The organism is Shimia sp. R9_3 (genome assembly GCF_017743755.1).
In the GTDB taxonomy this organism is placed as follows: domain Bacteria; phylum Pseudomonadota; class Alphaproteobacteria; order Rhodobacterales; family Rhodobacteraceae; genus Shimia.
In genome coordinates this window covers 54,684-79,581 of sequence record NZ_JAGHRP010000001.1, presented here as the reverse complement: position 1 = coordinate 79,581, position 24,898 = coordinate 54,684, and the positions used below count along the sequence as shown (strand labels likewise).

The following is a 24,898-nucleotide window of genomic DNA, read 5'->3' as shown; positions in this document are numbered from 1 at the left end:
GCCGGTGGGGCGGATGGCCAAGGCATGAACCTTTGGCCACCCGCCGAAATCTCAGCGCGGCTTAGATGCGCTCGATCGCCAGCGCGATGCCCTGACCGCCGCCGATGCACATGGTCGCGAGACCTTTGGAACCGCCGGTGCGCTCCAGTTCATACATCAGCTTCACTGTGATGATCGCGCCGGTTGCGCCAACCGGGTGGCCCAGAGAGATCGCGCCGCCGTTCGGGTTCACTTTGTCGGTGTCCAGACCAAGGCCCTTGTTCACCGCGATGGCTTGGGAGGCGAAGGCTTCGTTGCTTTCGATCACGTCAAAGTCGGCCACGGAGAGGCCGGTTTTCGCCAGCAGGTTTTCCACCGCTGGGATTGGACCAATGCCCATCACCTCTGGGCGCACACCGGCGTGGGCGTAGCCCAGAACGCGGAACTTTGGTGTCAGGCCAGCGGCTTTGGCAGCCTCTTCGCGGGCCAGCACGATGGCGGCGGCACCGTCGTTCAAACCGGATGCGTTGCCTGCGGTCACACGGCCGTCTTTCTTGAAGACCGGACGCAGCTTGCCGAGGGTCTCCATGGTGGAGGCGGTTGGGTGCTCGTCGCGCACAAACGGCACCATGTCGCGCTTCATTTTGACGTCGACCGGGGTGATCTGCTCGTCAAAATAACCGGCTTCGATGGCGGCTGCGGCGCGTTCCTGGCTGGTCAGGGCGAAAGCGTCCATGTCTTCACGGGTCACATCGTGCTCATCCGCGACGTTCTCCGCGGTCACCCCCATGTGGCCGGTGCCAAACGGGCAGTTCAGCGCACCAAGCATCATATCCAGCGTTTTCACGTCTCCCATCTTCTGGCCCCAGCGCTGCTGCTGCAGGATGTAAGGGGAGCGGGACATGTTTTCGGCACCACCGGCCAGTGCGAAATCCGCATCGCCCAGCATCAGGGATTGGGTGGCGGACACGATTGCCTGAAGGCCGGAGCCGCAGAGGCGGTTCACGTTCATCGCCGGGGTGGTGTTTGGCACGCCCGCTTCAACGGAAGCAACGCGGGACAGATACATGTCGCGCGGCTCGGTGTTGATGACATGGCCAAATGCCACATGGCCGATCTGGTCGCCTTGCACGCCAGCGCGCTCGATCGCGGCTTTGGACACAGCAGTGGCCAGCTCGATCGGTGGGGTGTTGGCGAGAGAGCCGCCAAAAGTGCCAACAGCGGTACGGGCGCCGCCCAGAATTACGATATCCGACATGGGTCATCTCCTCTCAGTCGTATTTGTCGCGCACTATGCAGATGCAGAAAGGGCGAGTCAGCAGGAACGGCGCGTCACAGTTGCTGTGAGATATGTGCCAAAGCGCGCGGCAATTGACAAAGGCAGCGGCTTGGCCGCATCTGTGAGAGATGGATAACGATCTGTCGATACTTCAACTTTTGCCCAGCCGTCTGCGTGCGGCGCGTCGCGAACAGGGGCTTTCGCTGGAAGCGGTGGCCAAACTCTCGGGGGTGAGTCGCTCCATGGTGAGCCAGATTGAGCGTGGCGAAAGCAGCCCGACCATTGCGACCCTCTGGAACCTCACGCGCGCCTTGCAGGTGGATTTCGCGGGGCTTCTGGATGAAGAAACAGCCGACAAAATAGAGGTGCTGCGCGACAGCGATGTGCCGAGTTTTGACAATATGGGGCACCGTTGCGTGATCCGCATTCTCTCCCCGCCTGAGGATGTGGGCGGACATGAGGTCTATGACATCCGTTTTGAGACCGGCGGCAGCCTCAAAAGCCAGCCTCACAAACGCGGCGCACAAGAGCAGCTGACGGTGTTGGAAGGGGCGGTGCGGATCAACAGTGGCACAGCCGAGCAGGAATTGGCAGCTGGCGACACCGCACGTTATGCGGCGGATGTGGCACACGCCATTGAGGCGACAGAGTCTGCGCGGGTGTTTCTGATTGTCAAAAACGCCTGATCAGATTCACGGAATGCAGGTGAGTTAGAGACTGTTTCTGCGTCGTGCGGAGACGTTCCGCTATGACGTTGTGTGTTGCGACCAGACCGATTTGCGAAAGCCCGCAGGCGTCATCCCTGTGATGCGAGAGAAGACGCGGTGAAAAGCGGGAAGGTCGCTATAGCCAGACCGCGCGGCCACCTCAGCCACGGGAATGCGGCTGTCCGCCAGCAGAGATTTTGCACGCTCCATACGCAGGTTCTGTAAGTAGCGGGTGAGATTGAAGCCCGTGGCCGCGTTGAAACGACGCTGAAGGCTGCGCTCTGAAAGACCTGCGTTTTGGGCCAAATTAGAGACTGATATAGGCTGATCCAGCACGCGCTCCAGATGCGCCTGCGTGCGCAGCACCTGCGCATCCCCGTGGTCAAGGATAGGCCGAAACCGCTGAAAGCGCCTCTGGTCGCGCCGAACAGGTTCCACCACAAAATGCCGGGCGGTGTTGAGCATCATCTCGTGGCCCGCCAGCCTTTCGATCACGATCAGCGCCAGATCCACCCAGGCCATCATCCCGCCTGCGGTGACAAGGTTTTGGTGCTCGATCACAAGCTGATCGGTGTCCACGTGTAGCTGAGGCCAGTCTTTGCGCAGTTGCGGCGCAACGCCCCAATGGGTGGTGACCGCGCGTCCGGCATCTAGCTCTGCGGCGGCAATCCAGGTCACGCCCACACAGGCGGAACAGATCAACGCGCCACTCTCTGCTGCGGCTTTCAGCCCATTCAAGAGCTCTGGATGCGTTTGTGGATCCACAGACTGCGCGGCAGGTGGTAGCAGGATGGCATCTGATTTTGAGCCAAATTCAGCTGAATTAGTGATGATTTTTGGATTGAGACCCGTATGGGATAAGAAGTCCTGCAGCCCAAAGACCGCAGATTGCAAAGCGCCGGGATAGGCGAGAATGGTGGTGGTTTTGGAAGGCATATGCTTGGCGCTATCAGCAAATAATTTGTCATTTGCGACAATAGCACAGTCGGCGCACTTCACCATATGCTTTGGGAAACAGTGATGGAGCATATCATGACAGAGCGCACACACAGCCTGACCATTGGCGATTTTGAGGTGATCACCTTCAACGACGGGGGCTTTGTGCTGCCGTCCGCGTATTTCTCCCAAGTGCCTGAAGACGTCGATTTGGGCGATGAGGTTGAGATCGGTGCCAATCTCTGGGTTGTGCGGGGGCAAAACCGGGTGATCCTTGTGGACACAGGCTCTGCCCAAGCGCTTCAGGCGAGGTTTCCGCAGACCGGCCAGGCCTGGGAGCCTCTGCAGGGCGAAACCCCCACAGACATCGTGCTGACCCACATGCATGCAGATCATCTGGGCGGTTTTCTGGACAGTGATGTGTTTCCGCAGGCGACCATTCACATTGCCGAAGCGGAGTGGGCGTTCTGGACCAACCCAGATCTGCCGAACGCGGTGGATGAAGACACCCGTCCGATGGTGCAGATGATCCAGAGCGTCGCCGCTGGCATCAAAGACCGTGTGGTTCTTTTTCAGCCGAAACAGAGTCTAATATCGGGGATCAGTTTGGTGCCTCTTCCGGGTCACACACCGGGGCATTCGGGCGTGCAGATTGAAAGTGGCCATGAGACACTGCTGATCATAGGAGACGCGGTCATCTCAGAGGCGGTGCAGTTTGCCCATCCCGAGGTCACCTACGCCCTGGATCGGGATGCGGCGCAGGCGGTGGTCACGCGGCGCGCCCTGTTGGCTGAGGCCGCAGCATCGGGCACCACCATCGCCGCCACGCATTTTGCCTTTCCAGGATTGGGCAAAGTTGCAGCAGAGGGGGAAACCTTCCGCTTTTTGCCGCTGTAAGCAGGGCTGTTGACGGGTGGTCCGCGCACAAACCCTTGTCTCAATCGTGCCCTGCGCTTAGGGTCGGTGCCCAGTTGAACGAGAGTTCATTGGGGACATGGCTATTGGCCGAGCGCAGGGACACGACACGGGATGCGTGAAAAAATTCTGGAAGCCACCGCGGCAATGCTGGTTGCGCATGGGACACAGGCGTCCATGTCCAAGATCGCACAGCGCGCCGGGGTGGCGACGGGATCGCTCTACAATCACTTTGAAAACAAGGATGTGCTGATCCGCGCGGTCTATGACGATCTGGCGGCGGTGATGGCAGAGGCGCTCACAGCGGGCGATGATCCAAGCCAGCCCGCGCTCACGCGGCTTGAGCGCTATATCGACAACCACATCGATTTCATCTGGCAGGATGCTGACCGGGCCGTGCTGTTTGAATACCTGTCCAATGTGCCCCTGCTGCCGGGCGCGGATGTGATGGCCAGCTTTGAAAAGTCGGCCTCTTTCATCGCAGGTGTGCTGCGCCAACTGCAGGACGAAGGCGGCTCTATTGCAGGTGATCCGGGTGTTATGGGCGGCTTTATCGGCGGGGCGATCCGCAACACCCTGAAATGGCAGCGCGCACAGGGCAAGCCGCTCAGCGATGAAACCCGCGCGCAGCTGCGGGACATGTGTTTGCGCAGCGTGCAGGCCGGTGCCTGACCGCGCCCACCTCGCTCAATAGTCGCGCTGAAAGAAAATCCCGATCCCACTTTCATCATCTGAGCCTACCTTGCCTTTGACGGTCAGATTGTCGGTGACATCGAGGTTGAGGCTGATCGTGCTTTTACCTTCGCTGTCCACACCCACCTCGGTGTAGATGTTCTCATCAAGGTATTTGCCCGCCCGCACGCCCGGCGCGCCATCCTCGTCAAAGGTCAGCCCAAAATCATCAAGTCCGGCGTTTTTGCCAAGCTGCGGCCCGCGCGCGCCTTGTCCGGAAAGCGTGGCCAGCGCGGCGGCCAGCTGTGCGGCCTGCAGCGGCGAAATGCTGGACAGATCGCGCCCAAACAACAGCTGTGACAGAACCTCGTCGTCCGGCAGCTCCGGGTCGCTCTCCAGCTTGATCTCAGGGTCGTCCAGCCGGCCGTCGATGATGATGAAGATGGTTGCATCCGGCTGCTCGGCGGTGGCCTGCACGCGCATGGTGGGGACAAAATCCCCCAACAGTGCGATATTGCCCTCATCAAGTTCAAACGGGTTTGACAGGAAATCGAGCCGACCCCGGATCAGATCAAGCTCGCCGTTTGGCCGAATGTCATTGGTGGTGCCGGTGATGCGCATGCCGCCGTTGAAATCCGCGTTCAGGCCAAGCCCGCGCACGGCGATGCGGTCGGCAATGTTGATCGCCACATCCAGACCAAAGGGCGGCGCGGAGGGCCCGGCGGCCTCTTCCCGCGCAATCAGCCCCGCACGGTCACGCGTGATATGCACAGCGCCCGGCTCGGCCAGATGGGTGATCTCAGGCACAGCACCACCACCAGAGAGGCCCACGGGAGAGATGCGGATATTGGTCTGGCTGAGGCTGATATTCCCGGCAATGCGGCCGCCCCCAGTGGCAGGGCCAGAGAGCGTGATGGTGCCGTCAGCGGTGGTCTCAAACAGCTGGCCTTGCTGATACTGCAGGCCGCGCAGGGTCACGGGCAAGTTGGCGTTGAAAGGCGGGGCGAGGCCAAGTGAGCCTGCAACAGCAATGTCTCCGCCGCCGGAAAACTGCGTGTTGAGGTTGATTTGTGCCGCATTATTGGCAAGCCCGATGGTTCCGGAGATGTCTTCCAGCGCGATGCGCAGATCCGGCATGGCAAAGCGTGCGCCAGACATCGAGACCGTGCCGGTCACGCTGGCGGGTTCCAACGCGCCCTGAATGCGCAGGTCATATTGGGCAAGACCCTGTATCGCATTGGGTTGCAGGGCTGGGTTGGCGGCGGCGAGCGGGAAATCCCCGGCCACCGCAAAATTGGTGCCCGTGCCGGTTGGATCGATCACACCCTGGCCGCGCCCTTTGGTGTTAAACGGTGCTGCCGCGTCAAAATTGACAGCCCAGCCCGCGTCTGACTGTGCCGCCGTGCCTTTGATGCTGGCCGCCCCCGGCAGGCTCGGAACAAAGGTTTCCACGCGGCCAATCTCCAGATCATAGTCTGCGGAGATGCCGCCGGATTGCGGCAGCGTCGCCTGTATCACGGCACGGCTTTGCGCAGGCGCGGTCGCGGTGAGATCAAAGGCCCAGTCTGCACCGGTCTGTTTGGCGTTACCCTCCACTGTGGCCGGGCCGCTCAGGCCCTCGATCTGCGCAACAGAGGCCACCTCTGCAAGCGCGGCCTCAAAATGCAGATCGCTGTTTTCACTGGCCAGCATGCCGTTTCCGGAGGCGGTGAGCTGAGAGGTTTTGAGATCACCCTGACGCAGCGTGAGGCCGGTTTCATCGCGTCTAGCTGACAGGGCAAGGCTGCTTTCGCCTGTCAGAAGCGCATCCACCTGCGGCTCACCAATGGCCAGATCCATGGCGCCAGCGGTCAGGTCCAGATCAAAGCCCGCGCTGAGCGGGGCAATGTCGCCAGACAGCTGCGCCATGATGGCGCCGCCCAGATCGCGGCCCACAAGACCGGCAAGATTTGCCAAATCGGGCACGGAAAGGTCGGCGTTGGTGGCGATGTTCATATCCTGACCCTGACCTGTCAGATGGGCATCGCCTTTCAGGGAGGACTGCGCAGCATCCACCGTCAGATCGGTCAGGCGCACGCCTTCGCCTTCGGTCCAGTCAACATTGGCAGCCATGCTGGCGCTGTCGCCCAGAGCCTCGGTCAAAGCCGGATCGGGCAAGGCCAGCCCGGCCATGGTGAGCGCGATCTCTGCGGTGACTCGCCGCTGTGGATCAGCGACAATATCACCGCTGCCGTCCAGCATGACGGATTGCAATTTGGCGCTCTCGGTTTCGATGCCGGTCACATCGCCCTTAAGCGTCCAGATCTGCCCTTCGGTGGCATCAAACTGCGCCTTCAGCTGCGCGCTTTGGACGTAGTTTTTCGGGCCGCTCACCGGCAGCAGAACCGGCGCTCCCGTGTCATCGCGCAGGGTGATATCCAGATCAAAACTTTCTGGCAGGTTTTTGGCGGTCAGCGCCAATTGCCCATCCAGATTGAACGTGCGGGAGACAAGGCTCAGGTTTTCCAGCGTGGTGCGCCCGTCGCCAAAGCGGCGCAGGAGCGTGTTGAGCGCGATGCTCTCACCAAAGAAATCTTTGTAATCCGGCGCAAAGAGCGGCGCCATATTGCCCGCAATATCGGCGCGGATCACCTGCGTGGGCTTGGTCTCTGTGCTGTTAGATGCGCTGCCACCACCCGTATCGGAGGCCGGTGCAGGTTCGGTGGACAGCTCCACCTGTCCGGCCAAACGCTCCTCTCCGCCACTTGTCAGCCGCAGATCAGCGATAAAATCGCTCAGCGGGCCTTCCCCCAGAACGGTCAAGCCGAGCGGTGGCGCTCCGGGGAGCTGCGCCAGTGTGGCCACCAGCCCGCCCGCATCTTCTGCGGCCTGCAGATCCAGTCGCAGCAGTTCGGTGTCGTTGGAATAGGCCCCATCCACGGAGAAACGTCCCGCAGGGCCACCCAGCCGCGTCGCGCTTAACAGCACATCCCCGTTGCCGCCCTCAAGGATCAGGCGGGCATCCAGTGCAAAATCCACCGCTTCGCCCAGAATAGGCTCTCCCAGCGAAATACGATCCGCTTTCAGCGCCTTGATATTAATGCTGACCGGCAGTTCCGGCAGCGCAAAGGGCTTGGCCTCGGCAGTTGTCGGGCTGGGATCGGTTTTGGGAATGCGCGCCAGAGAGATTTCTTCGGCGCTGAGTTCGTTGACGTTTACATTGCCCCGAAGCACCGCAAGCCTGTTCCAGTTCAGCGACAGGCCTTTGAGCGAGAGCCAGGGCCCATCGGCGTCAGAGATGCGCAGCTCTTCGATGGTGGCATTGGAGCTGATCGCGCCGCGCAGCCCGATGACCTCGACCTCACGCCCCGCACCAGACAGCGAATCCTCCAGAAAACGGGTCAGCATGCCTTTGTCTTCGTCGCTGGCCTCTTCGGCCTGCTGCGCGGTTGCCGTCATGGGCAGAAGCCAGAGGAGTATGATCGCAAACCACCGCATCAGAAGGCGTGTCCTATACCGATATAGAGTTGAAGACCGTCGCCGGTGTTGCCCGAAACCGGCACGCCCAGATCCAGTCGGATCGGGCCAAAGCCAGTGTTGTAGCGCACGCCAAGCCCGGCACCGGAATGAAAGCTGCCATCGCCGAAGAGATTGGAGGTCTCCCCGACAAAGCCGCCGTCAAAAAAGGCCACTGTTGTGATTGCGTCGGTGATCTTGACCCGCGCTTCGGTGTTGAACCCCAAAAACGAGAGGCCACCGCTGTCGATACCGTCCACTGTGACAAAGCCGGATTGATAGGGTTGCCCGCGCACGGTGCCGCCCCCGCCTGAATAGAACAGCAGATCTGGTGGGGTGCCTCTGAGCGAGGGGCCAAGAATGCTGCCAACCAGAACACGGCCCGCCGCAATAAAGCGGTTGTCAGCACCAAATCCCTGATACGCGCGCAGGTCGCCTTCCAGAAAGAGTGCAGGCTCTGTTTCCGAGAAACCGGCATAGGGGAAAGCGGTGGCCTGAATATAGTAACCGCTGGTCGGATTCACGATCACATCGCGGCGGTCAAGCTTGGCCTGTGCCCAGACACCGATGCCCTGAAACGTACGGTCGCCAAAATTGTCTCGCACATCAGAGTAGAACCCGGTCAGCGCTGCGCTGGTTTCCAATCGTTCAGAGACAATGCGCTTATAGCCGACGCTCGCCCCGAACTGGCGCAGGAAATAGAGATCTTCGTCTTCCTGTTTGATTTCGGCCCCAACGATCAAGGCCGTGTCGGAGTTGAATGTGGCCGGGCGCGAGTAAAGCGTGCCGAGGCGATAGTTGATTCCGCCACCGTCCCCTCCGATGTTTTCCACTTCTGCATCAAACCGCAGGTTTTCAGCGCCGCCATTCCAGTTGCGATGCATCCAGAAGGCCGAGACGCTCAGGCCCTGCGTGCTTTCCAGCTCTGCACCAAAGCCAAATCGGCGCGGCGGGCTGTCCACCAGCGCAAGTTCCATATCCAGCGTGCCATCGGGGTTGGGCTCTTCCGCCTCACGCAGATCAACGGTGCGGAAAGTTTCGGTGCGCCGCAAACGCGCGGTGACCCGACGCGCGGCCTCGGGACTGAATTGGCTTCCGGTCGGCAGATCGGCAATCTCTTCCACGCGGTCGGGGCGCACGGTGGATTGGCCTTTGTAAATCAGCTTGCCAAACCGCAGCTTGGGGCCGGGATCAAGCGCCACATCCACATCCAGCTCAGAGGCACGGTGATCGGCGGTGATGTTTTCTGCTGCAACTTTTGCCTTGGCGTGGCCCTCATCCCGCCAGCCGCTGACGCCCGCGCGCGCAGCGGCCTCCACGGCGCCAAGGTCGGCAGGGGCAGCCGGGGCAAATTCCTCGGGCAGCTCGGTCTCTGGCGCAATCGGCGCGATAGAGGTCTGACCAAAGCGGAACTTGTTGCCCGGTGTCACCGACACGCTGACATTTGACACCGTGTTGATCTGCGCGAAAGGCGATATATTGGCCGCCTCCTGCCCGTTGACCTTGATCGAGATCGACGGGCCGAAATAGCCCGCGCGGTAGAGCACCCCAAGCAGGCGCTTGTAGTCTGTCTGCGCCGCCGCGACGATGTCTTGGCCTTCTGTGGTGCCCTCTTCTTTGGCAGTCGTCAGCAGAGACGCGGCCTGAAGCCGCTCGCCCAGAGTTTCATCGCCCCCAGCGGCGCGGAAATCGATTTCAAAGGCCTGAGCGGCGGAACAGGACAGGCCGCAGATCATCATTGCGGCCCATGGCAGACCGTTGAGCTTGCGAAGCCACCTCACACGTCGTCGCAACCTAATCTCCCAATGCTTCAAAACAACACTTCATAAAAAACAATGTGGTGAAGCACTTGCCTCGCCTGTCAGAGCTAGAGTAGCCCAAGCCGGACTCGCTGGCCATATGGCAAAATGCGGAAAGCAAAGGCGTATTTGTGCGAATGCAGGAAGACAGCAGACAGCATGGGAAGGGGCGAAGGGGCCTCTGGCTGCCGGTCATCGCGCTGCGCAGTGTGTTGTTCTATGTCGCCGCACTGATTGCGGCCTTGCCGTTCCTGCTGCTCTGGCCCGGTCTGTTGTTGTCGCGGGATCGGGTTTACGCCGTGGTGGACCGCTATCTGCGGGTGCAACTTTGGCTGCTGCAGGTGATCTGCGGCATTCGTTATCAGCTCGAAGGGGCGCATCATTTGCCCGGCACGCCGGTCTTGATGGCCTCACAGCACGAAAGCACCTGGGAAACGCTCTTTTACCAGCTGCTGCTCAAGCGCCCGGTGATGTATGCCAAAAAGCCGATTTTCTCTTATCCGGTTTTTGGTCCGCTGATGCGCAAGCTGGGGCATATTCCGGTGTCCACCAGCGCCAGCGGCGACGCCATGCGCGATGGTTTTCGCGCCGGGGCCGCGGCTGTGAAGGAAGGCCGCAACTTGCTGATTTTTCCAAGTGGCACAAGGCGCTTGTCTCAGGCCGATCAGATTCAGGCCGGGGTGGGTGTGCTTTATCAGCTCGCAGGTGTTGCGGCCGTGCCGATCCGCATCAATTCCGGTGCGTGCTGGCCTTATGGCACCTTTCTTAAATATCCCGGTGTCATAAAGGTTGAGATTGGCGCGCCAATTGCGGCCGGTCTGGATCGCCGCAGCTTTATGGCGCAGCTGTCCACCGCGCTGCGCGGTTAAGGCGATCAGCCCCGGGAAAGCGCGCGTAATACGTCTAAAATCCCATTTGTTAAGGGCCGGGTAAGGGCTGCTGGGTAACTGTCAACCTGGGTGAGAAAAAGGTGACGTGCGATGGCAGATAATTCCAACGCGCCGGTGATCATTAAACGCAAGAAAGTGGTCGGCGGTGACGGACATCATGGTGGGGCGTGGAAAATCGCCTATGCGGACTTTGTGACCGCAATGATGGCGTTCTTTCTATTGATGTGGCTGATCAATGCGACAACAGAACAACAACGGCTCGGTATTGCGGAGTTCTTCAACCCGTCTGTGCCGCTGAACAAAACTTCCGGTGGGGGAAGTGCGATGTTCGGCGGGGACAGCGTGTTGACGGAACGTATTCTGGCGCATCAGGGCACCGGCGGTTTGCCGACTTCCCTTGAGGGACAGCCTGATCCGGTGGAGTTTGAAACCGCTGGCAAAGGCGAAGAAGACGAGCTTGAACGCCTGCGCGACGGTTTGATCGGCGGCGGTGGCGAAAGCTTCCTGTCTGACAACCTCATGAAACATGTGGTCACACGTGTGACGGACGAAGGTCTGGTGATCGAGCTCTTTGACTCGCCAAACCAGCGCCTGTTTGTGGAAGGCACAGCGCAACCCATGCCGCTGTTGCTGGATCTGGCGGAAGTGCTCGTCGAGGTTGCGGGCTATGTGAGCAATGATGTGGCGATTGAAGGACATGTGCGGTCAGAGCCGGTGACGGTGCGCAACACGCAAACCTGGTCCATGTCCTCGATTCGCGCCGATGCCATGCGGCAGCTGATGGAGACTTTCGGTCTGGAGAAGGAACGGGTCGCCCGTGTGACCGGACACGCTGACCGCGAAATGGTGTCAAACATCCCGCGGGATCTGAGAAATAACCGCATTGAGATTATCTTGCTGCGATCAGATCAGTGAGTTGAGGGAAATCTTTGTGGCGCGTTAGTGCGCTGTTAAGTTGGAGCGTCGTAACAGGGAAGTCGAACAAAGGGTTACAGCAGAAAGGCGTACCATGTCGATTTCCTCTTCGCTTAATGCCGGTGTGGCCGGGTTGTCGTCTAATGCGACTCGCCTGGCGACCATCTCCGACAACATTGCGAACTCCGCCACCTACGGCTATCGCCGCGTAGAAACGGACTTTCAATCCATGGTCAGCGGCTCGCAGGGTGGCGGCAAGTATTCGGCAGGGGGCGTTCAGGCGACCAGCCGCCGACTGATCGACGAAGGCGGCTCTCTGACCCCAACCACCAACGCGACCGACCTTGCTGTGCGGGGCCGTGGGTTTATTCCGGTGGCCTCCGCGACCGCGATCAAGGCTGGCGACACCAGCCCTCAGCTGATGCTGGCAACCACCGGGTCTTTCCGGGCGGATGAAGATGGCTATCTGGTGTCTCAAGCAGGGTTGTCGATGATGGGTTGGCCGGCAAATGCCGATGGCTCTATCCCAAATTATCCACGTGATGCTGACACCGGTTTGGAGCCGATTCGCTTGCTGACCACCGAGCTTGTGGGCTCTCCGACCACCGCGGTTGAGTTGGGCGTCAACCTGCCAGCAACCTCTACCGTGGCTGGCGCGCCAGGTGACGTGGAAACTCTGACCATCGAGTATTACGGCAACCTGGGGCAGGCGGAAACGCTGAGCATCAGCTTCACGCCAACCGTGCCTGCGACCGGCGCATCCAACCAATGGACCATGGAAATTCGCGATTCGGCGTCTGGCGGCGCGGTGATCGGGAACTTTGACCTGACATTTGATGATGGCCGTACCACCGGTGGCCGTCTGTCCGCGGTAACCTCCAATGCACCGGGTGGCCCCTATGATCCGACCACCGGCACCGCGATCCTGAACGTGGCTGGCGGCCCGATGGAAGTGGACATCGGTCTGATCGGTGCCACCGGCGGCATGACCCAGCTGGGGGATGATTATGCACCGCTGAAAGTTGATAAGGACGGCGCGCCGGTTGGCACCATGACCTCTGTTGAAGTCGACGCAAACGGCTTTGTCACCGCATATTTCAACACCGGCATCACCCGCACCATCGCGCAGATTCCACTGGTTGAGGTGCCAAACCCCAACGGTCTGGATATCTCTCTCGACTTCCAGACATACATCCCCTCCAACGAGAGCGGACCGTATTTCATGTGGGATGCGGGCACCGGACCAACCGGTGAGATCCTGTCCTATGTCCGTCAGGAGTCAGCCACCGATGTGGCGGCGGAACTGACCGACATGATCCAGACACAGCGTGCCTACAGCACCAACGCCAAGGTCATTCAGACCGTGGACGAGATGCTGCAGGAAACCACCAACATCAAACGCTGATAACCGCGCCGGGGCCACCTTAGGCCAGAAAGGATAAGTCATGAGTATTTCAAGCGCTCTGTCCAATGCTTTGAGCGGTCTGACCGCCTCGGCGCGCAGCGCGGAAGTTCTGTCTTCCAACATTGCCAATGCGTCGACCGAAGGATACGGTCGTCGCACATTGAGCCAGTCAGCCTCCGAGTATGGCTACTCTGGTGGGGTGAAACTGAACGGTATCACCCGCCACGTGAACCCAGTGACCATTTCAGAACGCCGTCTGGCGGATGCGGGCAATGAGCTGGCCACCGGCACCAATGCGTTTTACACCCGCCTTGAAAGCGCGGTCGGCACTCCGGATCAGGCAGACAGCCTTTCGGGGCTAATGGCGAGCTTTGAAAGCACGCTTGCCACGGCAACCGGCGCACCAGACAGTGACGTGCGCCTTGCCAATGTGTCACAAGATGCGGCGCGCATCGCAGATGCGTTTAATGATGCCTCTGACACCATTCAGGGCCTGCGTTCTGAAGCCGATACAAAAATTGGCCGCATGGTGGATGAGCTCAGCGGGCTTTTGGAGCAGACCGAAGAGTTCAACCGTAAGATTTCTCTGGCGATCAACCAGGGTCAGGAAACCGCTGGTCTGGAAGATGCCCGTCATCAGCTGGTCGATCGCATCGGTGAGCTGGTCCCAATTCGCGCAGTGCCCCGTGATCGCGGTGGCGTGGCGCTTTACACCACCAACGGCGCTGTGCTGTTGGATGGCAAAGCCGCAGAGATTGAATTCAACGAGGTCGGCACCATTGAGGCGCATATGACCGCAGCCAATGGCATGCTGGGTGGCATCACCATCAACGGCTATGCCATGCGCATCGACTCCCAGAAAGGGGCTTTGTCGGGCGGTGCGATTGGGGCGCAGTTTGCCATCCGCGATGAACTGGCTGTTTCCGCACAGTCCGATCTGGATGCCGCCGCCCGCAGCCTTGTGGAGCGTTTTCAGAACACAACCACCGATCCGACACAGGCTGCCGGTGACGCAGGGATCTTTACGGACGCAGGTCTTGCCTTCAACACGGCAAACGAGGTTGGTCTGTCCGGCCGTCTGGAGCTCAACGATCTGGTTGATATCGACGGCACCGGAGAAACCTGGCGTTTGCGTGACGGTCTGGGTGCGGCAGCCCCCGGTGATGCCGGTGACGCCACTCAGCTCAACCGCCTGCTTGATGCCATGCGGGAATCCCTGGCTCCGGTATCTGGCAGTTTTGGCCCGAAAAACGTGTCCATGACTGAGTTGAGCGGGAAGTTTCTCTCCAACGTGTCCAGCGCCCGCGTGCAGAGCGATCAGGAAGTCGTCTTTGCTTCGGCCCAATTGGCCAGTCTGGAAGATATGGAACTGCTGGACGGTGTGGACACCGACCAGGAACTGCAGCGCTTGATGCTGGTGGAGCAGGCCTACGCGGCCAACGCGCGCCTCATTCAGGCCGCTGATGAAATGTTAGACGCATTGCTGAGGTTGTAAAATGATCACTTCTATCGGAGACATGGCGCAGCAGATGATGATGTCGCGCCGCACATCAGCGGTCAAAAACGATCTTGACCGTCTGGCACAGGAACTGGCGTCCGGGCGCAAATCAGATGTGGCCGCTTCGCTGAAAGGCGATTTCAACATGCTGGCCGGTGTTGAGCGCCAGATCACTCTGCTTGAAGGGTTTGAGGTCGCCGCCAATGACGCAAAAGTCTTTACCGAAGTGGCGCAGGCATCGCTGGAGCTGATCCAAAACACGGCAGGCGGTCTTGGCAACGACGTGTTGTCGGCCAGCAGCTCTGGCCTGACAGCCTCAGTTGACAGTGTGGCCAAAAATGCCCGCAACGATTTTGACGCCATTGTCAGCGCGCTGAACGGCAGCGCCGGGGATCGGGCACTGTTCGCCGGTACAGCCACAGATGGCGCGGCTTTGGTGTCTGCCGATGATATGATGACGCAAATTTCCGCAGCAATCACTGCGGCTGGCGCCGTCAGTGTGACTGATATTGTTGCTGCAGTAGATAACTATTTTATGGCAGCCGGCGGTGGATTTGAAACCAATGCCTATGTTGGTGCCACCAACAACCTGACAGCTTTCCGCTTGAATGAAACGGAAACGGCGGATTACGAAATTCGCGCAGACAATAGTGCCCTGCGTCAGGCGATGCGTGACACCGCGCTGGCCGCGCTGGCGGATGATCCGGCACTGAACTTGGATCTGTCAGAGAAGAAGCAGTTGATGCGGACGGTTGGTGAACGCCTGTTGGGCAATCAGGACAAATTGGTCGAGGTGCGTGCAGATCTGGGTTTCAATCAGGAGCGCATCGAAAACGCGCAGACCAACAACTCGGCACAGCGCAGCGCGCTTCTGATGACACAAAGTGATCTTCTGTCGGCAGACTCCACCGAGGTTGCCGGCCAACTTCAGGCGGTTCAGGTACAACTAGAATTGGTGTACACTATCACGGCCCGTCTTTCCCAACTGACACTGGCGAATTACATACGATGAAACAATTCATGAGCTTAGCAAGAATGCTGATGCTCCTCGTACTGATGCCAATGATGGCAACAGCAGCGCCGATCCGGATCAAAGATCTGGTAGAATTTGACGGTGTACGGGGCAATGATCTGGTTGGCTACGGTCTTGTGGTCGGCCTGAACGGAACCGGGGACGGGCTGCGAAACGCGCCCTTCACCGAGGAAATAATGACCAATATTCTGGAGCGCCTTGGTGTGAACATCACCGGCGAACAGATGCGGCCTAAGAACGTGGCAGCGGTTTTCGTAACAGCGACCCTGCCACCCTTTGCCCGTGCAGGCGGCACGGTGGATGTGACCATTTCGGCTATTGGCGATGCCAGCAGCCTATTGGGCGGAACCTTGGTGATGACACCATTGAACGCCGCGGATGGTGAGATCTACGCAGTCGCGCAGGGCACGGTGATCGCAGGGGGCGTGGCAGCCGAAGGGGACGCCGGTGGCGTCGTCAAGGGCGTGCCAACGTCGGGTGTGATCCCATCCGGCGCCCGCGTAGAAAGAGAGATCGACTTCGATTTCTCATCGCTGACCAATATGCGTCTGGCGTTGCGGGAGCCGGATTTTACAACTGCTGGCCGCATCGAGCAGGCCATCAACCGCAACTACGGAGGCCGGGTCGCTTTGATGCTGGACTCAGGCACCGTACAAGTGGACATCAACCGCACCAACCAAATTTCCCCGGCCCATGCACTCAGCCAGATCGAGAATCTGTTGGTGCAGCCTGAACGCAAGGCACGTGTGGTGGTGGATCAGCGCTCCGGCACCATTGTGATGGGCGAAGACGTGCGGATTTCCCGCGTGGCCGTTTCTCAGGGTGGCCTCACATTGCGTGTCACCGAAGAGCCGCTGGTTGTGCAACCCAACCCCTTTGCCGATGGGCAAACCGTGGTGGTCCCACGCACGGAAGCCGCGATCGAAGAAGAACCGGGCATTGGCCTCGCCGAAGTGCCAACCACGACCTCTCTGAGCGAAGTGATTGCCGGTCTTAATGCGCTGGGTGTTGCGCCCCGCGACATGATCGACATTCTCAAGAGCATCAAAGCCGCCGGCGCGCTTCATGCGGAGTTCATCGTGCGGTAAAGTGGCCGATATTGGCGGAAAAGAAGCGACGGCGTCCAACTTCGGGCGCCGTTCTTTTATTTAAATCAGCGCCTTAGGGTCGGTGTGTTTCATTTATGCAACCCGTTTTGGCTGAATTTGAAGTCTATTTTACTATCATAGTGGGATTCTGGATGCGGGCGCACGCAGCTCCTGGCTGCATTGTGACTATTCTGGAGAACAAAAATGAAAACAGCTCTGTCTCTTATTGTTGGTTTGAGCACTCTCGCGGGCACCGCACAGGCATTCGAATTCAAAGGCGCAGAAATCGGCCTGAGCTATTCCAGCTCCTTTGACGAAGTCAACAACGAGTCGGTGGCCACCTCGACCCTTGATGGCTCTGCGGAATTTGCGTTCTCCCAGCGCTTTGGGGTCCAGTTGGATCTGGCGCGCCATGATTTCAGCCTGCTCAGCGAAAGCGGCAACACAGTTGCTCTGCACGGTATCTTCAACGCCAATGAGCAACTGGCTCTGGGTGTTTACTATGAACGCGCCGACGTCAACAACGACATCCAGTCTTTCGGTATCGAAGGCCACTATGACTATGATCTGGGCTATGCTGAGGCCTATTTTCAGAAAGACAACGAAGACAATGTGGACCTGACCCTTCTGGGCGTCATGGGCGGCTGGGATGTCAGCGAGACGCTGGTGTTGACCGCTGCGTATGACTACGTGGACGTTGGCGGCCTGAACGCGGCAGCGGATGCAAACCTCTTCACCTTTGGGGTGCGCTACAACCTGATTGAAAACACCACTCTGACCGCCGATCTGGGCCTGCTTGACGGTGACGGAGATTCCGAAGGTTTCTTTGGTCTGGGCATCGAATACAACTTCGGTCCAAACCGCGGCACCACCTTTGGCAAGCGCGGCTTGCTCAACGTGTTCCCGGGCCTCTGATCTTACCTTTCAGAGACAATGTCGAAAGGCCGCATCTGATGGGTGCGGTCTTTTTTGTGCCTTTAAAGCAGTTTGTGTTTTATATGAGGCAAGTGGATCGCTTTTCACGTTCGACCGAATGGGTGAGGCAGCGAACAAGCGATTCAAGCCAAACGCAAACTGCCATAAGCAGGTAGGACTAGGCGTCAAGCGCCGAGCGCACAGCAGAGCCCGGCACATTGCGATGGCCCACATGGCGCTGGATACAGTCCACAAGCTCATTTCGGCGGATTGGTTTGGTCAGGAAATCATTCATTCCGGCTGCAAGACAGGCCTCTTGTTCACTGTCAAAGACATTGGCAGTGAGCGCCACAATGCTGGGCTGTTTCACATCAGCACCGCGAATGGCTTCGGTGGCCTCAATACCGCTCATGACAGGCATCGACATATCCATGAAAATCAAATCCGGCGCATGCTGCAGCGTTGCTTCGACCGCGGCATAGCCATTTTCAGCGAAATGCAGCGTGATCGGAAGAGGTTCCAGATATTTGCGGATCAGCAGCCGGTTGGTTTTGTTGTCCTCGGCCACCAGAATTCTCAAACCCGCGAGGTCTATTGCGTCATATTTGAGGGGTGCAATCGGGGCGGGGGATGTGTCATTGTCCTGAGCAGGAATCGTGACGGGCAGGGTCACATGCACTGTGGTCCCGGCGCCAAGGGTTGATTGCAGAGCAATCTCACCGCCCATCTCCGTGGTCAGTCTGCGGCATATGGCGAGGCCAAGACCTGTGCCGCCAAAGCGGCGCGTGGTGGAGCTTTCTGCCTGCGAAAACTCTTCAAAGATGCTTTGAAGCTTCTTCTCCGGGATGCCGATGCCGGTGTCTTTCACCACAAAATGCAACATCGCCTTTTGCGGATCAGACGCGCCCTCGGACCATTCTGTCCAGACCTTCACATCCACCTGTCCCTGTTCCGTGAACTTGGTGGCATTGCCGATGATATTGGTCGCGATCTGACGAATGCGCACATCATCGGAGATCACTTGCGCGGGAACCGCACCTTCAATGTCCAGCGATAGCGCGATGTCTTTTTCTTGCGCCGCTGGGGTCAAAAGACGGGCGACCTCCTCAAAACAGGGGCGCAGCTCAAATGTGGTTTCCGACAGGCTCAGTTTGCCCGCCTCCAGCTTGGAGAGGTCCAGAATGTCATTGATGATGGTCAGCAGGCTGCGAGAGGAGCTGAGGATCGTTTGGGTGAAGACCTCTTGATCCTCCGTTTGCTCCGTGTCCGCCAAGAGATCCGCCATCCCGATGATGCCGGTCAGAGGGGTGCGGATTTCATGGCTCATATTGGCCAGAAAACGCGATTTGGCATTGGCCGCATCCTCTGCGGCCTCCCGCGCGATGCGCATGGTCTCGCTGTGTTCTTTGACCGCTGTGATGTCGCGCGCAATGGTCACCAGAAAATCTATTTTGCCCTCATCGTTTTTTACTGGCAGCAGCTGAAAATCGACCCAGAGCGGGCTGCCATCGGGCAAAGTGTTGTGGATTTCTGTGCGCAAGGGATCGCCGCCCTGCGTGGCTTTGGCGATATCCAGAAAATCATCAGGTTTGCCGCCAGCGATCCGGATCAGATCGTAGATATTGCGGCCGATGGCCTCCTCAGCCGGGATGCCATTGAGCTTGGTAAAGGCCTCATTGACCCATTCCACTGTGCGATCAGAGGACATCAGGACGACAGTGTCATTGGTGCGGCGCGCCACCATCGAGAGTTTGAGCAGCTCATCCTGATGGGCTCTGAGCTTGGCGTTGGCGGTAAAGAGGTCCCGCTCCCGCTTACTCAGGTGCTCTGTCTTCTCCGCATTGTCATAGGAGGCGCGCGAAAAAGAATAGCACATGTAGGCCATGCACATCAGCGCCATCATGCTGTGTGCATCAAGATGTGCCGCAGCATTTGGCGCGCGGAACACAAAAATCTGCACCAGAAACAACAAGATTGGTGTGATGCCAAACACCGTTAGCTTGGTGATCGCAATCTTTGGATTGGTCGGCAGGATAAGCGTCGCATTGATCGCTCCCATACCCAAAACCGCGGCCACCCCTAGGATTGTACCATCCTGCCCCCAGGAGAAGACATAGATCGTGACAGCAGCGGTGATTGCCAGGCATTGAGTCAGCCCGCCAACGGTCGCAAGCCGATGGAGTGCCTTGTAGCTTGCGCCCTGTTCAAGCCGCCGCCTGAGCCTCAAGAGGCAGAGGCAGTCCACCAGTTCGCCTGACAATATGACCAGCGTCAAACCAAGACCGACAAGTGGGGTTGTGGCCCACATCATGAAGATACAGCCGAAGAAATAGATCACAGCCCGGCGCTTCAATGTGGCAAGACGCTCACCCGCATATTGTGTCAGTCGACCACGCAGCCGGTCGTCTGTGTGCAGTGGCTCTTGGGAATCGATAGGAAAATGCGCGGTCATAGAAGCGTGGTGTCTGGCTGTTTCATGCAGACCGTAATGTGGACCAGTTAACCAATGATTTTGCACTAGACATTATCGGCCAAATTCGTTGGGTCTAGTGAGGTGACCTTGCGTCAAGCTGTGGTGGTGGCAGCAGATGTGGCGTCGGAACGCTTCAGATTTGAGCACCTCATGAATTTTCCTCTTCTCGGATACATTTTTGCGGCGGTGGCACTTGCAGCTAATTTTTGGTTCGCTAAATGGATATTTCTGGAAGTGAAGTATCTTGAGGATTCGCGCGTGACCGAAGAGATGTTTGCAAACACCGATCTGCCCGCTGAGATACGGGCGATGCTTGGTGTGTTTGCACTGGCCAATCAGATTGAGGCGGAGATGATGCACATCAACGTCTCCCCGCCATTGGCTAAGATGGAACGGAAAATCCTGGTCTTTCTGGACCGTCCCAAACGTATGGGGGCGCTCGCAGAGGACATTTTCTGTGTGCCATCCGCAGTGACCCCTGCGGCGGATGTGCTGGAAAATTGCGGCTTTGTGCGACGCATTCCGGATCCGCAGGATCGGCGGGCGATGCTCTTGGAATTGACCGAAGCAGGAAGGGCTGCGCGAGAGGCGTTGATGGCGCTGGTTGTGAACAGCTTTCGGGAGATTTCCGACATGACTCCAGAGGAAATTAAGACTTTTGCCGCATTGGCAATCAAATCCATGCCCGGAGCCGTGAAGGCGGGATTGATGAAGGACAGAGACGAATGAAACGTGCAGGACTTTTTTCGGCGTTGGTGATGGCGCTGTCATTGGGAAGCGCTGGCGCTTCTGTGGCGCAAGAGGATGCCGCAATCAAACCGGTCAAACTGTTGCAGGTGACCGAAGCTCCCGTGGCCTTTGAGCGGCAGTTCTTTGGCCGTGTGAAAGCGCGTCAAAGTGTGGATCTAGCCTTTCAGGTGGGCGGACAGATTGTCGAATTCCCGGTGACCGAAGGCTTCAACATCAAAAAGGGCGAGATGATTGCCCGGCTTGATCTGGAAATCTTCGAGCTGAACCTCGATCAAGCGCGGCTGCAGAAAGAACAGGCCGACCGCACGGTGAACCGTCTGAAAAAGCTGCGTGGCAACACGGTCAGCCAGGTGGCGCTGGATGACGCCGAAACACAGGCCGGGCTTGCGGCGATCGCGGTGCGCAACGCCGAATGGTCCCTCAAACACGCCACCTTGCCCGCGCCTTTTGATGCGCTGATTTCAAGCCGCAACGTCGAGCTCTTCACCACCGTCTCCAGCGGCACCCCAGTGGTGCGTATCCACGATCTGAGCGAGCTGCGCATTGAGGTCGATGTGCCCGAAATCCTGTTCCAGCGCGCCGGCGAAGAGGAAAACGTGGTGATCACCGCCAAATTCCCGGGCAGCGACGTGGAACACCCGCTCGAAATCCGCGAATACGACGCGGAGACCTCCGACATCGGTCAGACCTTCCGCATCAATTTTGGCATGGCGCACCCAGAGGGTCGCACAATTTTGCCGGGCTCCTCGGTCACGGTCCACGTGGAAGCCACCGAGCCCTTTGCCGGCATTCTTGTGCCAGCCACCGCAATCGTCATCAACGAAGCTGGCGAGATCGGCGTGATGCGCTTTGATCCTGTGGGCGCCTCGGAAGGTGCAGTCACCTGGACCCCAATCGAGACCACTCCGGCGGAAAACGGTATGTTGCGCGTCACCTCTGGCCTCAAAGACGGCGATGAAGTTGTGCTCACCGGTGGCTCCGGCCTTGAGGATGGCCAATCCGTGCGCCGCTTTGTCGGCTTTGGGAACTGAGGTCCGCCATGATGCCCAATATTGCACGCGGCTCGATTGACCGCCCGATTTACACATGGATGATCATCCTGATTTTCCTCTTTGGGGGGGCTGTGGCCTTCCTCAATCTCGGACGTCTGGAAGATCCGGCCTTCACCATCAAACAGGCGGTGGTGATCACCTCCTATCCGGGGGCCACAGCCGAACAGGTGGCCGAGGAAGTCTCTGAACCGCTGGAATCCGCAATTCAGAAGATGGAGGAGATCGACTATATCACCTCCACCAACCAGCCGGGGTCCTCACGGATTGATGTGCACATCAAATCGACCTACGGCGGCGAAGACCTGAAACACATCTGGACACGACTGCGGGCGCGCATTCGTGATGCATCGCGTGGTCTGCCCTCCGGCGTCAGCGAGCCTCTGGTGAACGACACCTTTGGCGATGTGTTTGGTATCTTCTTTGCGGTCACAGCCGAAGGCTACACCGACGCTGAGAAACACGACCTCTCCACCTTCTTGCGGCGCGAGCTTCTGACAGTTGATGGCGTGGCCGATGTGGAAATTCTGGGTCTGCCCGAAGAGGCCATCTTTGTGGAGCCGGATCTGGCGCTCTCTGTGAACCAGAACATTTCGCTGGCCGCCATCTCCAACGCCATCGCAAACTCCGATGCGGTTACTGCTGCGGGTTCGGTGACCACGGACACCTCTAAAACACGGATCATCCGCCCTGACGGCTCTGACACGGTGAATTCGATCGCGGGTCTGTCGCTGGGCCAAAGCGGCCACGTGGTGAACCTCGTGGATATGGCACGCGTGTCACGCGACCGCGTGACCGACCCAAGTGTTGTGATCCGCTTTGACGGCGAAGAGGCTTTCACGCTGGGTGTGGCCGGGATCGCGACCGAAAACATCGTCGAAGTGGGCAACCGCGTGGATGCCAAACTGGCCGAGATGGCAGGAGACATCCCCGCCGGTGTGCAGTTGCACCCGATCTATCAACAGCATCTGGTGGTGGACAAAGCCTCTAACGACTTCCTGATCAGCCTTGCCATGTCTGTGGCCATCGTGGTCCTAGTGCTTGCGGTCTTCATGGGCTGGCGCGCCGCGGTTGTGGTGGGCGTCACCCTGTTTTTGACGGTTGTCGGCACCTTCCTCTTCATGGGCATGTTCTCCATCGAGATGGAGCGAATTTCGCTCGGCGCACTGATCATTGCCATGGGCATGCTCGTGGACAACGCCATTGTGGTGGCCGAAGGCATGCAGATTGCAATGCTGCGGGGCAAAAACTCCCGCGACGCCGCAGACGAAGCCTCCGGTAAAACCCAGATCCCGCTGCTGGGCGCCACGATCATCGGCATCATGGCCTTTGCGGGTATTGGTCTCAGCCCGGACGCCACCGGCGAATTCCTGTTCTCGCTCTTTGCGGTGATCGGCATTTCGCTGCTGCTGAGCTGGCTACTGGCGCTGACCGTCACACCGATGCTGGGGCACTATCTGTTCAAACAGGGGAAAGAGGGTGGCGAAGACGCCTATGGCGGTTTCATTTTCCGCATCTACGGCTGGTCTCTGCGCTTGGCGCTGAAGCTGCGCTGGCTCGTGATCCCCGGTCTGCTGGCAGTAACTGTGGCCTGTTATGCGGGCTTTGGCTTGGTCAAACAGCAGTTCTTCCCGGACAGCAACACGCCACTCTTCTTTGTGCACTACAAGCTGCCGCAAGGCTCGCCGATCAGCACCACCTCTGACCATATGAAGCAGGTGGAAGATTGGCTCTCTGAGCGCGACGATGTGGAGAGCTTTACCACTGTGGTCGGGCAGGGCGCGACCCGCTTCCTGCTGACCTATGAGTCTGAACCGTCAAACCCAAGCTATGGGCATTTGATCGTGCGTACAGCTGACCTTGAGGCCATCCCGCCGCTGCAAGCGGATCTGGAGGCCTTTGCCGCCGCGCATCTGCCGGAGGGGGAATTCCGCACCAAACGCCTGATCTTTGGTCCGGGCGGTGGCGACCCCATTCAGGTGCGCTTCTCAGGCAGCGACCCCAAAGTGCTGCGCGCGCTGGCCACTCAGGCTGAGCAGGTTCTGAAAGACGCCTCTGACAATATCCTCAGCGTGCGCACCAACTGGCGCGAGCAGGAGGTGGTGATCAAGCCGCTTTACGCAACAGAACGTGCCCAGACCGCCGGTGTGAACCGCGAAGATCTGGCAGGCATGCTACAGTTCTCCACCGATGGGATCTCCACCGGCGTCTTCCGCGAGAACGAGCGACTAATCCCGATCATCCTGCGCCGTCCGGCAGAAGGCGATTTTGGCCTGATGGATCAGCTGGTCTACTCGCCAACCACCAATGCCTTCCTGCCGGTTGAGCAGATGGTGGACGGCTTTGTGCACGAGACGCAGAACACCCTGCTGCACCGTCGCGACCGGCTGCCCACCATCACCGTTGGGGCGGATATTCCACCCGATCTCACAGCGGCACAGGTGCAGGCCGAAGTCACCGCCGCAATCGAGGCCATGCCGATCCCGGTGGGCTACACGATGGAATGGGGCGGCGAGCTTGAGAACTCCTCTGAAGCGCAGGAAAGTCTTGCGGCGCAGCTCCCGCTCAGCCTGCTTATCATGGTGCTGATCTCTGTGCTTCTGTTCAACGCGATCCGTCAGCCGATCATCATCTGGCTACTGGTGCCAATGTCGGTGAACGGTGTGGCGCTGGGCCTCTTGGGCACCAACATGCCCTTCACCTTCACAGCGCTTCTGGGTCTGTTGAGCCTTTCCGGCATGCTGATCAAAAACGGCATCGTGCTGGTGGAAGAGATCGACTTTGTGCGCGAAGAGGGCCTGCCCCTGCGCGAAGCCATCGTGAAGGCCAGCGTGTCGCGTCTGCGTCCGGTGATGCTCGCGGCGGTCACCACCATCCTTGGTATGGCACCGCTCTTGTCTGACGCTTTCTTTGTGTCGATGGCGATCACCATCATGGGTGGTCTGGCCTTTGCCACCATCCTCACGCTGATCGCAGCACCGGTGTTCTATCTGGTGTTCTTCCGCGGCGATGAACGGCGTGAGATGGCCGCGGCCAAAGCCTCCGGCGCGGCCGTGCCTGCCTAAATTGGCCAGATACCAAAAAGAAAAGCCGCCCCGGT

Annotated in this window: 18 protein-coding genes; 13 read left to right on the top strand and 5 right to left on the bottom strand. The window is 59.0% G+C overall.

Features of this window, described 5'->3' with window-relative positions; genetic code table 11:
- Positions 1–61: 61 nt before the first annotated feature.
- Positions 62–1,237 carry an acetyl-CoA C-acyltransferase family protein gene (locus J7412_RS00315; RefSeq protein WP_209075958.1) on the bottom strand — a complete coding sequence of 392 codons (1,176 nt, stop codon included), beginning with the start codon at positions 1,235–1,237 and terminating at the stop codon, positions 62–64.
- A gap of 149 nt (positions 1,238–1,386) precedes the next feature.
- On the opposite strand from J7412_RS00315, the gene J7412_RS00310 reads away from it, so the two are divergent.
- The gene (locus tag J7412_RS00310; RefSeq protein ID WP_209075956.1) at positions 1,387–1,944 is read left to right on the top strand and encodes an XRE family transcriptional regulator; all 558 of its coding nucleotides are present in this window, start codon (positions 1,387–1,389) and stop codon (positions 1,942–1,944) included.
- A 60-nt stretch (positions 1,945–2,004) separates the two neighbouring features.
- Here J7412_RS00310 and J7412_RS00305 read toward each other — a convergent pair whose 3' ends face one another.
- Entirely contained in the window at positions 2,005–2,901 is an 897-nt protein-coding gene (locus J7412_RS00305; protein ID WP_209075954.1) for a helix-turn-helix domain-containing protein, read from the bottom strand.
- Positions 2,902–2,997: 96 nt separating this feature from the next.
- On the opposite strand from J7412_RS00305, the gene J7412_RS00300 reads away from it, so the two are divergent.
- Entirely contained in the window at positions 2,998–3,798 is an 801-nt protein-coding gene (locus J7412_RS00300; RefSeq protein WP_209075952.1) for an MBL fold metallo-hydrolase, read from the top strand.
- 132 nt (positions 3,799–3,930) lie between these two features.
- Complete coding sequence (locus J7412_RS00295; RefSeq protein WP_209057721.1) at positions 3,931–4,488, top strand: TetR/AcrR family transcriptional regulator; 558 nt, start codon at positions 3,931–3,933, stop codon at positions 4,486–4,488.
- Positions 4,489–4,503: 15 nt separating this feature from the next.
- Here J7412_RS00295 and J7412_RS00290 read toward each other — a convergent pair whose 3' ends face one another.
- On the bottom strand, positions 4,504–7,965 hold the full coding sequence (locus J7412_RS00290; RefSeq protein WP_209075950.1) for a translocation/assembly module TamB domain-containing protein: 3,462 nt from the start codon (positions 7,963–7,965) through the stop codon (positions 4,504–4,506).
- Entirely contained in the window at positions 7,965–9,776 is a 1,812-nt protein-coding gene (locus J7412_RS00285; RefSeq protein WP_209075948.1) for a BamA/TamA family outer membrane protein, read from the bottom strand. The genes J7412_RS00290 and J7412_RS00285 overlap by 1 nt, the downstream gene beginning before the upstream one ends.
- A 143-nt stretch (positions 9,777–9,919) precedes the next feature.
- On the opposite strand from J7412_RS00285, the gene J7412_RS00280 reads away from it, so the two are divergent.
- The 7 genes from J7412_RS00280 (at position 9,920) to J7412_RS00250 (ending at position 17,526) form a co-directional block, all read left to right on the top strand.
- Positions 9,920–10,651, top strand: a complete 732-nt coding sequence (locus J7412_RS00280; protein ID WP_209075945.1) for a lysophospholipid acyltransferase family protein — start codon at positions 9,920–9,922, stop codon at positions 10,649–10,651.
- A 111-nt stretch (positions 10,652–10,762) separates the two neighbouring features.
- Positions 10,763–11,587: a flagellar motor protein MotB gene (locus tag J7412_RS00275; RefSeq protein ID WP_209075943.1), complete on the top strand. Its 825-nt coding sequence runs from the start codon at positions 10,763–10,765 to the stop codon at positions 11,585–11,587.
- A gap of 94 nt (positions 11,588–11,681) precedes the next feature.
- The gene (locus tag J7412_RS00270; protein WP_209075941.1) at positions 11,682–12,992 is read left to right on the top strand and encodes a flagellar hook-basal body complex protein; all 1,311 of its coding nucleotides are present in this window, start codon (positions 11,682–11,684) and stop codon (positions 12,990–12,992) included.
- Between the two features lie 40 nt (positions 12,993–13,032).
- Positions 13,033–14,487 carry a flagellar hook-associated protein FlgK gene (gene flgK, locus J7412_RS00265; protein WP_209075939.1) on the top strand — a complete coding sequence of 485 codons (1,455 nt, stop codon included), beginning with the start codon at positions 13,033–13,035 and terminating at the stop codon, positions 14,485–14,487.
- A 1-nt stretch (position 14,488) separates the two neighbouring features.
- Entirely contained in the window at positions 14,489–15,502 is a 1,014-nt protein-coding gene (locus tag J7412_RS00260; RefSeq protein WP_209075937.1) for a flagellin, read from the top strand.
- A gap of 8 nt (positions 15,503–15,510) precedes the next feature.
- Positions 15,511–16,611, top strand: coding sequence for a flagellar basal body P-ring protein FlgI (locus J7412_RS00255; protein ID WP_247743706.1), 1,101 nt, complete (start codon positions 15,511–15,513; stop codon positions 16,609–16,611).
- A gap of 204 nt (positions 16,612–16,815) precedes the next feature.
- Entirely contained in the window at positions 16,816–17,526 is a 711-nt protein-coding gene (locus J7412_RS00250) for a porin (RefSeq protein WP_209075933.1), read from the top strand.
- Positions 17,527–17,704: 178 nt separating this feature from the next.
- Here J7412_RS00250 and J7412_RS00245 read toward each other — a convergent pair whose 3' ends face one another.
- Entirely contained in the window at positions 17,705–19,978 is a 2,274-nt protein-coding gene (locus J7412_RS00245) for an ATP-binding protein (protein ID WP_209075930.1), read from the bottom strand.
- A gap of 279 nt (positions 19,979–20,257) precedes the next feature.
- Between J7412_RS00245 and J7412_RS22070 the strand changes: the two genes are divergently transcribed.
- Genes J7412_RS22070 through J7412_RS00230 form a run of 3 tightly spaced genes read left to right on the top strand, consistent with a single transcriptional unit; the run spans position 20,258 to position 24,863 of the window.
- A complete protein-coding gene (locus J7412_RS22070) occupies positions 20,258–20,728 on the top strand; it encodes a MarR family transcriptional regulator (protein ID WP_209075928.1) in 471 nt (156 codons plus the stop codon).
- A complete protein-coding gene (locus J7412_RS00235) occupies positions 20,725–21,780 on the top strand; it encodes an efflux RND transporter periplasmic adaptor subunit (RefSeq protein WP_209075927.1) in 1,056 nt (351 codons plus the stop codon). The genes J7412_RS22070 and J7412_RS00235 overlap by 4 nt, the downstream gene beginning before the upstream one ends.
- Positions 21,781–21,788: 8 nt before the next feature.
- On the top strand, positions 21,789–24,863 hold the full coding sequence (locus J7412_RS00230; RefSeq protein WP_247743705.1) for an efflux RND transporter permease subunit: 3,075 nt from the start codon (positions 21,789–21,791) through the stop codon (positions 24,861–24,863).
- Positions 24,864–24,898 lie beyond the last annotated feature (35 nt).